This window comes from Pseudoduganella ginsengisoli, from assembly GCF_009720865.1.
Classification (GTDB): domain Bacteria; phylum Pseudomonadota; class Gammaproteobacteria; order Burkholderiales; family Burkholderiaceae_D; genus Rugamonas; species Rugamonas ginsengisoli.
On record NZ_WNLA01000016.1, the window covers coordinates 46433 to 60416 of the forward strand.

Consider the following 13984-nt stretch of genomic DNA (forward strand, 5'->3'; position numbering starts at 1 on the left):
TCGGTCAAGGGTATTTTCATGAAATCCAGAAAAAACCTGCAGCAGTAACCGGGGAGGGCGCGGAAATGAAAAAAGCCTTCATCCGTACTGAACGCGATCTTGAGTGCGTTCTGACTGATGAAGGCTTTTTTACGGAATTTTTGGTGCCCACGGAGGGACTCGAACCCCCACACCTCGCGGCACATGGACCTGAACCATGCGCGTCTACCAATTCCGCCACGTGGGCAATGTCTGCTATTATAGCAATTTGGCCAGTCTCACGCCAGATGAACGTTGCCATTCCATACTGCGTATCGACCTGCCTATCCCGCAACATCGCTGCTGCAAGAGACACGGATTATAGAGCAATCCCAGCCGTTGTCAAATGCCCGAACCGTGGTTAGGTGATTGGCGCGACCTCCGGTACACTACGCCATATATATGCAAAATCAAAAACCACCAACTAATAATAAGACCAAACACTTTTGAACCAATCTACCCACATTATTCCCAGCCGCGAGGAAATTCTCGGCATCTTCCGCAGCGCCAAGGCGCCGCTCGACTTGCGTGCACTCGCGCTGTCGCTCAAAGTCAAAGCTGATTCCCATGCCGTCCTGACACGCCGCCTGAACGCGATGGAGCGCGACGGCCAGATCGTGTCCGATGGCTCCGGCTTTTATGTGCTGGCCGACCACTCCGGTTTTGTTGCCGGCCGTGTCAGCAGCCACCGCGACGGCTACGGTTTCGTGATCCCGGATGAGCCGGGCGAAGACTTGTATTTGTCCGAGCGGGAAATGCAAAAAGTCATGCACGGCGACCGTGTGCTGGCCAAAGTCGTCGGCCTGGACCGCCGTGGCCGCGCCGAAGGCACCATCGTCGAAGTGGTGCAGCGCGCCAATACCCACATCATCGGCCGCCTGCTGCGTGAAAACGGCGTGTGGCTGGTGGTGCCGGAAGATAAGCGCATTTCGCACGACATCATCATTGAGGGTTCCGTCGGCAAGGCCAAGGCGGATCAGATTGTCAGCGTGGAATTGACGGAACAGCCGGGCCGCTTCAAGCAGCCGATGGGCCGCCTGGTGGAAGTGCTGGGCGCGCTGGACGACCCGGGCATGGAAATCGAAATTGCCGTGCGCAAGTTCGGCGTGCCGCACATCTTTTCCGACAAAGCGCTGAACCAGGCCAAAAAACTGCCGGACTTCGTGCGCGAAGAAGACCTGGCGGACCGCGTGGATTTGCGCGACGTGCCGCTGGTGACGATTGATGGCGAAGATGCGCGCGACTTCGATGACGCCGTGTATTGCGAACCGGTGAAAATCGGCCGCGCCAAAGGCTTCCGCCTGATCGTCGCGATTGCCGACGTCAGCCACTACGTGAAGCCGAACGACGGCCTCGATGGCGACGCGCTGGAGCGCAGCACGTCCGTGTATTTCCCGCGCCGCGTGATCCCGATGCTGCCGGAAAAACTGTCGAACGGCCTGTGCTCGCTGAACCCGAATGTCGACCGCCTGTCGCTGGTGTGCGATGCCGTGATTACCGCCCAGGGCGAAATCAAGGCGTACCAGTTCTATCCGGCCGTGATGCACTCGGCAGCCCGCTTCACGTACAACGAAGTGGCCGCGATCCTGGCCAACACGAAGGGGCCGGAAGCGGTACGCCGCGGCCCGCTGGTGCCGCACCTGCAAAACTTGTATGACGTGTTCCACGCACTGCAAAAAGCCCGCCTGGTGCGGGGCGCGATTGATTTCGAAACGACGGAAACGTACATCGTTTGCAACCCGTCCGGCAAGATTGAAAAAATCATCCCGCGCACCCGCAATGATGCGCACAAGGTCATCGAAGAATGCATGCTGGCTGCCAACGTATGCGCGGCCGACCTGCTGCTGCGCCACAAGCACCCTGGCACGTACCGCATCCACGCTGGGCCGACCAAGGAAAAGCTCACGCAAGTGCGCAACTTCCTGAAGCAGGTGGGCTTGAGCCTGGGCGGCGGCGACACGCCGGCCGCTTCCGACTACGCGGAACTGATGGGCAAAATCAAGGAGCGCCCCGATGCGTCGCTGCTGCAAACCATGCTGCTGCGGTCCATGCAGCAAGCGGTCTACAGCCCGGACAACATCGGCCACTTCGGCCTCGCTTATGAAGCGTACGCACACTTCACGAGCCCGATCCGCCGCTATCCGGATTTGCTGACGCACCGCGCCATCAAGGCGATTTTGCTGGGCAAGAAGTACGAGCCGAAGATCGGCGACAAGAGCGTATTAAATACCGCCGTGTCGAACGCAACGCGCCGCCAGCAGTTGAAAGACAAGCAGGAAGGCAAGTCGCCGAAAGCGGCCGCCGACCTGACCGTGTGGGATGCGCTGGGCGTGCACTGCTCGGCCAATGAGCGCCGCGCCGACGAAGCGTCGCGCGACGTGGAACAGTGGCTCAAGTGCTATTACATGCAGGACAAGCTGGGCGAGGAATTCACCGGCATGATCACCGGCGTGACGACGTTCGGCATCTTCGTGCAGCTGGAAGAATTGTTTGTCGAGGGCCTGGTGCACATCACCGACCTGGGCGCCGACTACTTCCAATACGACGATGCGCGCCACGAATTGAAGGGCGAACGCACGGGCAAGCGCTACCAGCTGACGGACAAGGTCAAAGTGCAAGTGGTGCGGGTTGACCTGGATACACGCAAGATCGACTTGCGCCTGGCGGCATCGGAAACAGCGGGTATCGGCGTGCGCAAGCCGGAGGCTGGCGGTGGTCCGCGCATTACGCCGCTGTATGAAGAAGATTTCGACGACGAAGAAGAGGCAGCACCGCGTGGCCGCCGCAAGCCGGCCGGCAAGGGCGCTGCCGCCGGTAAGCCAGGCAAAGCCGGTGCGGCGCCGAAAGCCGGCGCAAAGGCGGGCACGAAGGCGGGCACAAAGGCGGGCGTGCGGGTGGCTGACAAGCTGCCGTCGAAATACGATCTGGAACCGCTGTATGAACCACTGGTGCCGCCGCCACGCTCGCGCAACAGCGCCGGCGGCAAGTCCCGCACCACGGCAGCCCGCCCGGCTGCCAACCCTGCCGCCAAGGCGGCTGCAAAACCCCAGGCCCAAGGCGTCAAAGCCAAGGCTGCAAAACCCAAGCGCTCAAAAACTGCTACCGCAGCCAAGAGCAAGAAGAAACGCTAAGTCAATACAGCAATGTCCAAGAACAAAATGATTTTCGGCTTCCACGCCGTCACGTCGCGCCTGCGGCACGAAGCGTCGTCCGTGGAAGAAATTTTCGTCGATATCGCCCGCAACGACCGCCGCATGACGGACCTGGTGGCCAACGCCAAGTCGCTCGGCGTGCGCGTGATGCCGGTCGATTCGTCTCGCCTCGACAAGATCGTCGGCACCCATCGCCACCAGGGCGTGATCGCGTTTGCCCAGCAAATTTCGCTGGCGCGCAACCTCGATGAATTGCTCGATGCGATTGAAGGCCCGCCGCTGCTGCTGGTCCTCGATGGCATTACCGATCCGCACAACCTGGGCGCCTGCCTGCGCGTGGCCGATGGCGCCGGTGCGCACGCGGTGATCGTGCCGAAAGACCGCGCCGTCGGCCTGAACGCCACGGCCGCCAAGGTTGCCAGCGGCGCCGCGGAAAACGTGCCCTACATTACGGTAACGAACCTGGCGCGCACATTGCGCGACTTGAAAGACCGCGACATCTGGCTGATCGGTACGTCCGACGACGGCGAAAAGAGCCTGTACCAGTCCGACTTCACGGGCCCGACCGCGCTGGTCATGGGTTCGGAAGGCGAGGGCATGCGCCGCCTGACCCGTGAAACCTGCGACATGCTGGTCAATATCCCGATGTTCGGCACCGTCGAGAGCCTGAACGTCTCAGTCGCTTCCGGCGTCTGTCTGTACGAGGCGCGCCGCCAGCGCCTCGCCAAAGAAGCCTAAACAGGCTACGGCGGCCTCTGCGAAGAGGCGCCTTCAAACTGCGCTTGGCGGGTTTGTTCGACCCGTCAAGCGTGCGTTTCCGCTGCGCCCCAAGCGCCCCAACATTCCATATCCGAGCAACAGCTGCCCGAATGCGCTACGATGCGCATATCGGTCATAACCTTATGCGCTTTATGTTCCATCGCCTGAGAGAAGACATCAATAGCATCATCGACCGCGATCCCGCCGCCCGTAACGGATGGGAGGTACTCACGTGCTACCCCGGCTTGCACGCCATTGTCATGCACCGCTGGGCGTACTGGTGCTGGCACCACCATATGAAGTGGCTGGGCCGTTTCACGTCGCACCTGGCGCGCATCCTGACCGGCATAGAAATCCATCCCGGCGCCTGCATCGGGCGCCGCGTATTCATTGACCATGGTTTCGGCGTCGTCATCGGCGAAACCGCCGTGGTGGGCGACGATTGCACGATTTACCAGGGCGTGACCCTGGGCGGTACGTCGCTGGCCACGGGCGCCAAGCGCCATCCGACGCTGGAGCGGGGCGTCATCATTGGCGCCGGAGCGAAAGTGCTGGGCAATTTCACTGTGGGTGAATATGCCAAGGTTGGCTCGAATGCCGTGCTGTTAAAGCCGGTACCGCCCGGCGCAACGGCAGTTGGCAACCCGGCGCACATTGTGCAAAAGGATGCGGCGCCCGCCACCGTCGCGAATTTATTTACGTCCTATGGCCTCACGTCGAATGGCGACGACCCGCTGTCGAAGGCGCTGCGGGCCCTGATCGACCACGCCGCCGTGCAGGAGCGGCAAATCGAACAGCTGGCCGCAACCATGAAAGCGGCGGGGTTGGACTGTAAGGCATTGCCCGAGTGTGATAAATTCGATCCCGCCCAATTGAACAAGCTTGTGGAATAAGGAACAGCGCATGACAACCGATGCAGACAATCCCAACCTGCTGGACCCGTTCGAAGTACGGGTGCTGGCGGTGCTGGCAGAAAAAGAAGCGCTCACCCCCGACAATTACCCGATGTCGCTCAATGCGATCACCAACGGGTGTAACCAGTTATCGAGCCGCGACCCCGTGATGTCGCTGTCTGAAGAAACCGTGGCCGATACGCTGCAGCGCCTGATGCAGCGCAAGTTCGTCAACGGCATCACGCAGGCCGGCGCCCGCGTGACCAAGTACGAGCACCGCATGCGCATCAAGTGGTCGCTGGAACAGGACAAGGTGGCGGTGCTGACGGTATTGATGCTGCGCGGCCTGCAAACAGCTGGCGAAGTGCGCACCCGCACGGGCCGCATGCATGAATTCAAGACTGTGCAGGATGTCGAGCAGGCGCTGCAATTCTTGATCGACAAATACCCGCCGCTGGTCAGCCGCCTGAATGTGGCGCCGGGTGCGAAAGAACCGCGCTACGGCCATTTGCTGTCCGGCGAAGACGCACTGGCGCGCGAAGAAACCGCGGCCAGTTTTGGCGGTTCTGCCGGTGCGGGGCAGGGTACGCAGGCAGGGCGCGTGGCGGCGCTGGAAGAACAGGTGTCGCAGCTGCGGCAGGAAGTGTCGGACCTGGCGGCGCAGTTTGCCGAGTTCAAGAAACAGTTTGAGTGACATCGTAGGGCGGGTTCGGCTCGGCGCCCCCATGGAACCCGCCCTTAATTCGGCCCTCCTTCCGGCAGGTAGCGAGCCGTCAATACCCGAAATTTTTCCGTGCGCTTGAATTGCGCCAGCGCGTAATCGTACTGGCGCATGCGCCGCAGCGATTCCGGCTTGTGCGCAAACACGATATATGCCGGCGTCACGCTCAGTGGCGGCGACAGGATGTCCACTTCATCGAGCTTGCCCAGCTTGCGCATTTCATGCGTGACGTTCAAATCGTTTTCCACGATGGCGTCAAAGCGCTTCGCCAGCAGTTTTTTCATGTTCAATTCCGCACTCGGTACCGTATCGACCTGGGCCCAGGGCGCTGCGCGCAATGTCTCGAATTCATCATTGACGCGCTTGTCGGCATACAGCCCGATTGAATGCTGGCGCATGAAATTTTCAAGGTTGCCATCGAACCGGATACCGCTGCCGCGCCGTACCACCAACACGTTTTTCTGGTCAAGGATGGCTTCATGCGGGAACAGCATGAATTGCGCATAATCCTTGAAATGCAGCACCGTCATGGCCATGTCGCAGCGGCCCAGCTTCATCTCCGACACGACGCGCGCCCACGGCATGTAATCAATGCGGATGTTCCACCGCAGGGCTCCGGCCACGTTTTGCAGGACTTCCACGGCATAGCCGGCCGGCTGGTCGCCGGCGTCTTTCATGGTTTGGGGCGCGAGGACCAGGCTGCATACACGCAGCGGTGGTTCTGCCGCAAAGGCGGCCGTGTGCAATGCTAGCAAGGCGGTCAAAAGTGCATTCTTCATGGGAAACATCGTCGGCACTGCTTATCTTCCGTCTGATGCTACTTGCTTTCCCGGTTGATCTCGATGCTTTAAACATGACAGTTGCTATATTGTGCAAACAACATATTTGTTTTGAAGTCACACTTTTGCAGCCGTCCCGGAGACGGCGTCACCAATCGCATAAAAATGCCCGCCCGCGATATGGTGCAGGCTGCGCAAGGCAGGATCTGCGGTTTCAAAGTGCCAATGGCCATCGCTGAACACGCGCGTATCGGCCCAGGCAGCGGTCACTTCGCCGATGAACAAGTCGTAAGTCTGCTGGTTATGCGGTTCCGGAATCAGCTTGCAGGCCAGCCATGCCGAGCAGCCAGCCACGAACGGCAGGTCGAAGCCTTCCATGGCGAACAGTTCGACGCCGCTGCGCGCCAGCTTGGCCGGCTGTTCGCGCAGGCTGTGGCTGCCGACTTCATTCGTCATCCACGCCTGTGCGACAGTGGGCACCTGGATCACGAACATGCCGCTGTGCTCAATCAGTTCGCGGGTTTTCGTGGCCTTGTCCAGCACCACGGTCAATTTCGGCGGCGAGAAATCCAGTGCGCAGCACCACGCGGCGGCCATCACGTTATCGGTGCCGCCTTGGCGGCCTGAAACCAGCACGGTCGGGCCGTGGTTGAGGAGGCGGTAAGCTTTGGGCAGTGGTACGGCGGCGATAGGTTGATTCATGCTGGCTCCTGCGATGTCAGAGCCAGCCATTATAGTGAAGCTGCCCGTGTCAGGCAGTAGGGCGCCGTACTGCGCGGACTTTGCCGCTGGCGCCGCCACCGCAATAGAACAGTCCCGCGCCATCGGATTCCAGGCCGCTGACGCCTGTCCCCTGTGGCATTTCCAGACGCGCCAGCACGGCGCCGCTGGCGGGATCGATGCGCCGGATATCGCTGTCGTCGCCTTCCCACGTGCCATGCCACAATTCGCCATCGACCCATGTGACGCCCGTAACAAATCGGTTGGATTCGATGGTGCGCTGGATGGCGCCCGTGGCCGGGTCGATTTGATGGATCTTGCGGTCGCGGTAGTTTCCTACCCACAGGCTGCCTTCGGCCCACGTCAATCCGGAATCTGTGCCTTTGCCCGGGGCGGGAATCGATGACAGGACGTTGCCGGTGGCCGGGTCGATCTTGTCGATGCGCGCTTCGGCAATTTGATAGAGATGGGAACCATCGAAAGCAGTTCCCGCATCGCATGCGACGTCCAGCTTGCGCACGGTATCGCCGCTGGCAGGATCGAATGCGACCAGCGCATCACCGGTGGCGGCCCACACGCGCTGGCCGTCGTGGGAAACGCCGTGGATGCGTTCCGCGCCGTTAAATGGGCCATATTCACGGACGATTTCTGCTGTGCTGACTTTGGTGCTATTCATGGTTTTCTCCTTGGTGGCGGGCGGCCATAAGTGGCGCCACAAGGCCACTCTATCCAATCGGCAGGGCCGCAGGGAGTAACAAAAGTGTCGTGAATCCGTTCAGCGGCGCGGCTAATGGCGGCGCCAGCCAGCGGCGTGAGCGGCCCTGGCCGATGGCGCGCACTTGTCCCGCCGATTCAAGATCGGCCAGCGTGCGCTGCACGGTGCGCTGGCTGGTATCCATGGCTTGCGACAGCGCCGACGTCGACCACGCGGCGCCGTCGGAAAGCAGTGCCAGCAACGCCGCCTGTTCACCTGCAATGGGCGGCGCCAGCACGGCGGCTTGTTGCCCATCGCGTAGCTGCCAGGCAAAGCCGCGGGCCGTTGCTTCAATGCGCGCCAGCGGCGCGGCCAGCTTGCGCAGGCGGCCAATTTCTACGCGCAAGCGCGCCCGGTGCGTGTCGTCCTGGTGGCGGGTGCGGAACGCTGCAGTAATTAAGGATTCCCGGTCGGCATCGCCGGGCCAGGCTTCCGCCAGCGCGCGCGCCAGGACAAACAGGACAGGGCGCTTGGCTAGCGGTATAAAGTAGCCGCTGGCAGCCAGTCCCCGGCGGCAAGCGTCGATGGTCAGCGATTCAGACGCCAGTAGCGCCGCAACGCCGTCCAGTGTTTGCGCATGTTCGCCGTCGGCATCGATGCGCCGGGCGGCAGGGCGCTGCAATGCTGCCTGGGCTTCTTGCGTTTCCGCGTACAGCGCCGGAATGCCGGAGCGCTGCGCAGCCGAATACGCGCGGGCCAGTGCCATGCGGGCGTCGCCAGTGCGCAGGGCGCGCAAGGCGATTTCCGCTGCAATCAAATTGCCGACAGCAACCAGTGCAGGTGGTATGGCCGCCGCAACTGAAGCGGTAGCGGCATTGGCTTGCATCAGCATGCTTTCCGCGTCGGCCAGGCGCCCCAGCAGCAATAGCCTGCGCGCGGCAATCAGGCGGGCCTGCAACGCATTGACCGGGTCGCCATGTATTTCCAGCGCATGGGCGGCGGCTGCCAGCGAGCGGGGCGTGGTGGTGAAATCCCGCATGGCCAGCGCCACTTCCGCCGCAGCGACCACACAGCGCGCCCTGGCCACTACTTCCCGCGCCCCAAAACTGCGGGAGGCAAGCTTCAGCAATTCACGGGCGCGCGCCAGTTCGCCCAACTGCGCCATGGCAATCCCGCGCAACGCCAGCGCCGGCGCATCATCACGCAGCGCGATTCTTTTCAGCGCGCCCAGCGGATCGCCGGCAGCCAGCGCGCGGGCGGAAGCAGTGATCAGGGAATCCATAACACGCCAGCCTACACGAAAAGCAATGCCGGCCGTTAGTTACGCCGATACTTCATCTTTACGCTTTACAGCATATTTAGCGCCATCGTATTGCCACATCCGGCTCTGCTTTCTGGGAATACCGCGTGTCGTTCTGGCTGCGGCGTTCTGATACTGATGCGCAGCTCAATCATTGCCAAAAAATCAACCAGAACTATGATATAAATTTTAATATTAATTCCGTGACAATTTGTGAGTTTTGGTGTTGATTTTTCGTGAAATAATTTTCTGGAGAGGTTTTCTCAAGCTGCATCTCACATATTCATCGCGGTGAAAGTTTACATTTGGAATCCGAACTGAATTCTGTGTGGAGGGTTTAGTGTGAAAATCATGAGTGGTTTGTTTCTTCTTCTGGTTTACTTTTTTTCTGTACCTGTTTGGGCAGAAGCGGATATTTCAACCGACGAAGTTTTGGAGATTATACGTCAGGATGCCAAATCGGCATTTGGTGATATGCGGGAAGACATTTATCTTCCCAATGTTAAAGTTTCCTCAGCTCTTGTGGAGTTGATCGGGCCTTCAATAGCTGGAAAGCCTGAAAATTTCGGAAACTATATAATGGTTTATGGTTGCAGGGTACAAAGTTGTACCGAGAAAGCTGTGGCCATTGTCGATGGGGCGAAAAAAAGGATAGCCGCGGTGGGATTGATTAATTTTCGCTGTGGCAGAAAACAAGCGAGAGATAGTGCTGGGAAAGTAAAGTCAATGGGTTTTTGTGAAAAGAATGCTGTATTAAATACTTATGTTTTGGTAGGCGACGATGAAGTTGCCGGTAAGGCCGATTTGGAATTGCTGGTTAAAAAAATTCATCAATGGGCGGCAATGCACTACTATGAAGGCGAAGTATTTAGAAGAATTAAAAGAAGGTAATGCATGTGAATTTCGCAAAACTTTTTTTGCACTGTTGTGCCTCTCTTTCCAGCATACAGCGGCCGTGTTGGTTCTTCACCAGTGAAAAATACTGCCCATGTAGAGTGTCGAGGTGTTCGTTGCGATAGGCGCAAAAAAAGCCGGACCAGCCCTGCGGCCAGTCCGGCTTTGCGCGTTGAACGCTTAGCTTACATTACGCGGAAACTTTTGCTTTCACGGCTTCCACCGCATCCAGGATCGCTTCACTGGTCGCCGGTGCGCGCAGCGGTGGGTTGACTTTGTGATCGCCCACGGACGACACTGCGTTACGGATCGCCAGGAATACGGAGAACGGCAGCAGCAGCGGCGGTTCGCCGACTGCTTTCGAACGGTGGATACTGTCGAATGGATTGCGGTTCTTGAACAGGCGGATATTGAAGTTATCCGGGCAGTCCGACACGGCAGGGATTTTGTACGTGGACGGGGCGTGCGTCATCAGCTTGCCCGATTTGTTCCACCACAGTTCTTCCGTCGTCAGCCAGCCCATACCCTGGATGAACGCGCCTTCCACCTGGCCCACGTCGATGGCTGGGTTCAGCGAGTTGCCCGCGTCGTACAGCGCATTCACGTCCAGCAGTTTCCATTCGCCGGTCAGCGTGTCCACGATGACTTCCGATACGGACGCGCCGTAAGCGTAGTAGCCGAACGGGTTGCCCGTCATCGATGCGCGGTCCCACGACAGGCCCGGCGTTGCATAGAAGCCGTCCGACCACAGTTGCACGCGCGCCAGGTAGGCCGCTGCCACCAGGTCGGCAAACGTCGTCGTCACTTCACCGGCATACACGATGCCTGCCGCGAACACGATGTCTTCGGGCGGCACGTTATACGTCTTGGCCGCGAACTCGCGCAGGCGCTTGTTCAAGGTGGCTGCAGCATCCTGCGCAGCCTTGCCGTTCAAGTCCGCGCCGGTCGATGCCGCCGTGGCCGACGTATTGGCGACTTTCGACGTATCGGTAGCCGAAGCACGCACCTTGGCCAGCGGAATACCCAGTTCATGCGCCACCACCTGGCACACCTTGGTGTTGATGCCCTGGCCCATTTCCGTGCCGCCGTGGTTCACCAGCACGGAACCGTCCGTGTAGATGTGCACCAGCGCGCCGGCCTGGTTGAAGTGGGTCACGTTGAACGCGATACCGAATTTCACCGGCGTGATGGCCAGGCCCTTTTTCAGCACAGGGCTGGTGGCGTTGAATGCGTCCACGGCCTTGCGGCGTTCGCGGTAGTTCGAATCCGCTTCCAGCTGCGCCACCAGTTCGTGAATGACGTTGTCTTTGACCTTCTGGCCATATTGCGTAACGTTGCGGCCTTCTTCGTCGTTGCGGCCGTAGAAGTTCACCTTGCGTACGTCCAGCTGGTCCATGCCCAGATTGCGGGCGATTTCATCGACGATGTATTCGATGCAGATCGCACCCTGCGGGCCGCCGAAGCCGCGGAATGCGGTGTTCGACTGGGTGTTGGTCTTGCCGGCCATGGCGCGGATGTCCACGTCCGACAGGTAGTAGGTATTGTCGAAGTGGCAGACCGCGCGGGTGGCTACGGGCGCCGACAGGTCGGCCGAGAAACCGGCGCGCGATACCATTTCCACTTTCGCGGCGGTGATCAGGCCATTGTCGTCGTAACCGATTTCATACTCGTAGTAGAAGCAGTGGCGCTTACCCGTGACCATCATGTCGTCGTCTCGGTCGGCGCGCAGTTTCACCGGCTTGCGCAGCTTGGCGGCGGCAACCGCCGCGCAGGCAGCCCACAGCGCCGATTGCGACTCTTTGCCGCCAAAACCGCCACCCATGCGGCGGCATTCCACTTGCACGGCGTGCGACGGGTAGTGCAGCGCGTGGGCCACCACGTGCTGCATTTCAGTCGGGTGCTGGGTCGAGCAATACACGTGCATGCCATTGCCTTCTTTTGGCAGCGCGTACGAAATCTGGCCTTCCAGGTAAAACTGTTCCTGGCCGCCCACGTGCAAGGTGCCTTTCAGGAAGTTCTTCGACTTCTTGAATGCTTCGGCCGCATTGCCGCGCTCCAGGCGCATCGGCGGCACCACGAACGATTGCGCGTCGCGCGCCGCTTCCGGCGTCAGGATGGCCGGCAATTCTTCCCACTGGATTTCCGCCTTGCGGGCAGCGTGGCGGGCCTGGTCGTGCGTTTTGGCGATGACGACGAACATCGGCTGGCCCACGTATTCAACCTTTTCCTCGGCCAAAATCGGGTCGTCATGGATGATCGGGCCGCAATCGTTGGTACCGGGGATATCCTTGTACGTCAGCACGTCAACCACACCTGGCATGGCGCGCACCGGGTCCAGGTTCATCGAAATAATGCGCGCGTGCGCTTTCGGCGACGTGCCCAGCGCGGCGTGCAAGGTGCCTTGCGCTTCAGGGATGTCGTCGGTGTAAGTGGCTTCGCCCAGCACGTGCAGGATGGCCGATTCGTGCGGGTGGTTTTGTCCAACTTCAGCCCAGCCCTTCGCTGCGCCGATGGTCATGAAGGCTTCGGATTTGCTGTTCATGAATGGCTCCTTAAGCGAATGCGAAAGCGTTGACGGAAGATGCTGGCAGGGCGCCGTCAGGACGGGTCTCCAGCCAGAAGCGCTGCACCAGGTTTTGCGCGGTTTTCATGCGGTATTCGCTTGTTGCGCGCATGTCGGTCAGCGGCGTGTAGTCGGTTGCCAGTGCTGCGTGGGCTGCCTTCATCGTGGCTTCATTCCATGGCTTGCCTTCGATGGCGGCTTCCGCGTTCGGCGCGCGCTTGGACGTGGCGGCCATGCCACCATAAGCGATGCGCACGTTGCGCGCAATGCCGTTGTCCAGTTCCAGCGAAAACGCTGCGGCCACGGCGGAAATATCCTGGTCGTAGCGCTTCGACAGTTTCCACGTGCGGAATTGCTGGTTTGCCTTTGGCAGCGGGATACGCACAGCTTCCACGAATTCGCCCGGCTGCCAATCCTTCTTCATGTAATCCAGGTAGAAGTCTTGCAGCAGCATCGAGCGGCGGCCTTGCGAGCCATTCAGCACGATTTCCGCGCCCAGCACAATCATCCATGGGGCCGAGTCGCCGATCGGCGAGCCGTTGGCAACGGAGCCGCCCAAGGTGCCGGTCGAGCGGATCGGCTGCGACGCGAAGCGCTGCCACAGTTCGTGCAGCGATGCATCCTTGTAGTGTTCCAGTACAGCTTTGTACGCGTCATCCAGCGACACGCCGGCGCCGATTTCCAGCATGCCATCGACGATGCCCAGGTTGTGCAATTCCTTGACCATGCGCACGTAGATCACGTTGCCCAGGTTGCGCATTTGCTTGGTGACCCACAGGCCCACGTCGGTGGAGCCGGCCAAAATGGTGGCGGTCGGCTGTTCAGCGCGCAGTTGCGCCAGTTCCGCCAGGGTGCGCGGCGCATAGAACGTTTGGCCGCTATGGGTGTAGCTGAACATTTTGTCTCGTTGAATTTCTTGCAGGGCGGCTGCCAGCGCTGCCTTGTCGAAGTCCACTTTCGGCAATTCCAGCATGCGCTGGGCCGAATCGAGGATAGGACGGTAGCCGGTGCAGCGGCACAGGTTGCCGGACAGGGTTTCATTGATGGTCTTGCGGCACACCGGCTCGGTTTGGCCTTCCTGTTTCAGGTACAGGCTCCACAGCGACATGGCAAAGCCTGGCGTGCAGAAACCGCACTGCGAACCGTGACATTCCACCAGCGCTTCCTGCACCGGGTGCAGGCTGCCGTCTTTTTGCTTCAGGTCTTCCACCGTGAAGACGGCTTTGCCGTCCAAGGTTGGAACGAACTGGATGCACGAGTTCACGTTGCGCATTTCCAGTTCGCCGTTGACCAGGGAACCGATCACCACGGTGCAGGCGCCGCAGTCACCCTCGGCACAGCCTTCCTTGGTGCCGGTGCAGTGGTGGTCTTCGCGCAGGTGCTGCAACAGCGTGCGGGTTGGGGCGACGTCCGTCACTTCATGGACTTTGCCCTGATAGAAGAACCGAATCGGTTGAGACTGCTCTTGGGACATTTTCTAGACTCCTCTAT

General features: G+C 60.1%; 11 protein-coding genes and 1 tRNA gene. 5 read left to right on the forward strand and 7 right to left on the reverse strand.

Going from position 1 to position 13984, the window contains the following annotated elements; translation table 11 throughout:
• Nucleotides 1–141: 141 nt before the first annotated feature.
• Nucleotides 142–226: transfer RNA gene (locus GM668_RS20855), tRNA-Leu, on the reverse strand.
• A gap of 238 nt (nucleotides 227–464) precedes the next feature.
• On the opposite strand from GM668_RS20855, the gene rnr reads away from it, so the two are divergent.
• From rnr to GM668_RS20875, 4 genes are all read left to right on the forward strand, one after another.
• The gene (gene rnr / locus GM668_RS20860) at nucleotides 465–3149 is read left to right on the forward strand and encodes a ribonuclease R (RefSeq protein ID WP_155440884.1); all 2685 of its coding nucleotides are present in this window, start codon (nucleotides 465–467) and stop codon (nucleotides 3147–3149) included.
• Between the two features lie 12 nt (nucleotides 3150–3161).
• A complete protein-coding gene (gene rlmB / locus GM668_RS20865) occupies nucleotides 3162–3908 on the forward strand; it encodes a 23S rRNA (guanosine(2251)-2'-O)-methyltransferase RlmB (protein ID WP_155440885.1) in 747 nt (248 codons plus the stop codon).
• Nucleotides 3909–4081: 173 nt separating this feature from the next.
• Nucleotides 4082–4822 (forward strand): serine O-acetyltransferase, encoded by a 741-nt coding sequence (cysE, locus tag GM668_RS20870; protein WP_155440886.1) that lies wholly within the window; start codon nucleotides 4082–4084, stop codon nucleotides 4820–4822.
• A gap of 10 nt (nucleotides 4823–4832) precedes the next feature.
• On the forward strand, nucleotides 4833–5516 hold the full coding sequence (locus GM668_RS20875) for a YceH family protein (RefSeq protein ID WP_155440887.1): 684 nt from the start codon (nucleotides 4833–4835) through the stop codon (nucleotides 5514–5516).
• Between the two features lie 44 nt (nucleotides 5517–5560).
• On the opposite strand, the gene GM668_RS20880 is transcribed toward GM668_RS20875, so the two are convergent.
• The 4 genes from GM668_RS20880 to GM668_RS20895 all read right to left on the reverse strand — a co-directional run bounded on the left by GM668_RS20880 (nucleotide 5561) and on the right by GM668_RS20895 (nucleotide 9018).
• Complete coding sequence (locus GM668_RS20880) at nucleotides 5561–6322, reverse strand: substrate-binding periplasmic protein (protein ID WP_170305740.1); 762 nt, start codon at nucleotides 6320–6322, stop codon at nucleotides 5561–5563.
• Between the two features lie 117 nt (nucleotides 6323–6439).
• Complete coding sequence (locus GM668_RS20885; RefSeq protein ID WP_155440889.1) at nucleotides 6440–7024, reverse strand: flavin reductase family protein; 585 nt, start codon at nucleotides 7022–7024, stop codon at nucleotides 6440–6442.
• Nucleotides 7025–7073: 49 nt separating this feature from the next.
• On the reverse strand, nucleotides 7074–7718 hold the full coding sequence (locus GM668_RS20890; protein WP_155440890.1) for a Vgb family protein: 645 nt from the start codon (nucleotides 7716–7718) through the stop codon (nucleotides 7074–7076).
• A 49-nt stretch (nucleotides 7719–7767) separates the two neighbouring features.
• Nucleotides 7768–9018 carry a helix-turn-helix domain-containing protein gene (locus GM668_RS20895; RefSeq protein ID WP_155440891.1) on the reverse strand — a complete coding sequence of 417 codons (1251 nt, stop codon included), beginning with the start codon at nucleotides 9016–9018 and terminating at the stop codon, nucleotides 7768–7770.
• Between the two features lie 360 nt (nucleotides 9019–9378).
• Here GM668_RS20895 and GM668_RS20900 point away from each other — a divergent pair, with 360 nt between their 5' ends.
• Nucleotides 9379–9927: a hypothetical protein gene (locus GM668_RS20900; protein ID WP_155440892.1), complete on the forward strand. Its 549-nt coding sequence runs from the start codon at nucleotides 9379–9381 to the stop codon at nucleotides 9925–9927.
• Between the two features lie 193 nt (nucleotides 9928–10120).
• On the opposite strand, the gene xdhB is transcribed toward GM668_RS20900, so the two are convergent.
• Together xdhB and xdhA are read right to left on the reverse strand one after the other, a co-directional pair.
• Nucleotides 10121–12472: a xanthine dehydrogenase molybdopterin binding subunit gene (gene xdhB / locus GM668_RS20905; RefSeq protein WP_155440893.1), complete on the reverse strand. Its 2352-nt coding sequence runs from the start codon at nucleotides 12470–12472 to the stop codon at nucleotides 10121–10123.
• Nucleotides 12473–12482: 10 nt separating this feature from the next.
• Nucleotides 12483–13967: a xanthine dehydrogenase small subunit gene (gene xdhA / locus GM668_RS20910; RefSeq protein WP_155440894.1), complete on the reverse strand. Its 1485-nt coding sequence runs from the start codon at nucleotides 13965–13967 to the stop codon at nucleotides 12483–12485.
• Nucleotides 13968–13984: the final 17 nt, after the last annotated feature.

What these genes read in the sequence shown, in the direction of transcription:
- rlmB (WP_155440885.1), top strand. Translation starts at nt 3,162, where the DNA reads ATGTCCAAGAACAAAATGATTTTCGGCTTCCACGCCGTCACGTCGCGC.
- cysE (WP_155440886.1), top strand. Translation starts at nt 4,082, where the DNA reads ATGTTCCATCGCCTGAGAGAAGACATCAATAGCATCATCGACCGCGAT.
- GM668_RS20875 (WP_155440887.1), top strand. Translation starts at nt 4,833, where the DNA reads ATGACAACCGATGCAGACAATCCCAACCTGCTGGACCCGTTCGAAGTA.
- GM668_RS20880 (WP_170305740.1), bottom strand. Translation starts at nt 6,322, where the DNA reads ATGAAGAATGCACTTTTGACCGCCTTGCTAGCATTGCACACGGCCGCC.
- GM668_RS20885 (WP_155440889.1), bottom strand. Translation starts at nt 7,024, where the DNA reads ATGAATCAACCTATCGCCGCCGTACCACTGCCCAAAGCTTACCGCCTC.
- GM668_RS20890 (WP_155440890.1), bottom strand. Translation starts at nt 7,718, where the DNA reads ATGAATAGCACCAAAGTCAGCACAGCAGAAATCGTCCGTGAATATGGC.
- GM668_RS20895 (WP_155440891.1), bottom strand. Translation starts at nt 9,018, where the DNA reads ATGGATTCCCTGATCACTGCTTCCGCCCGCGCGCTGGCTGCCGGCGAT.
- xdhB (WP_155440893.1), bottom strand. Translation starts at nt 12,472, where the DNA reads ATGAACAGCAAATCCGAAGCCTTCATGACCATCGGCGCAGCGAAGGGC.
- xdhA (WP_155440894.1), bottom strand. Translation starts at nt 13,967, where the DNA reads ATGTCCCAAGAGCAGTCTCAACCGATTCGGTTCTTCTATCAGGGCAAA.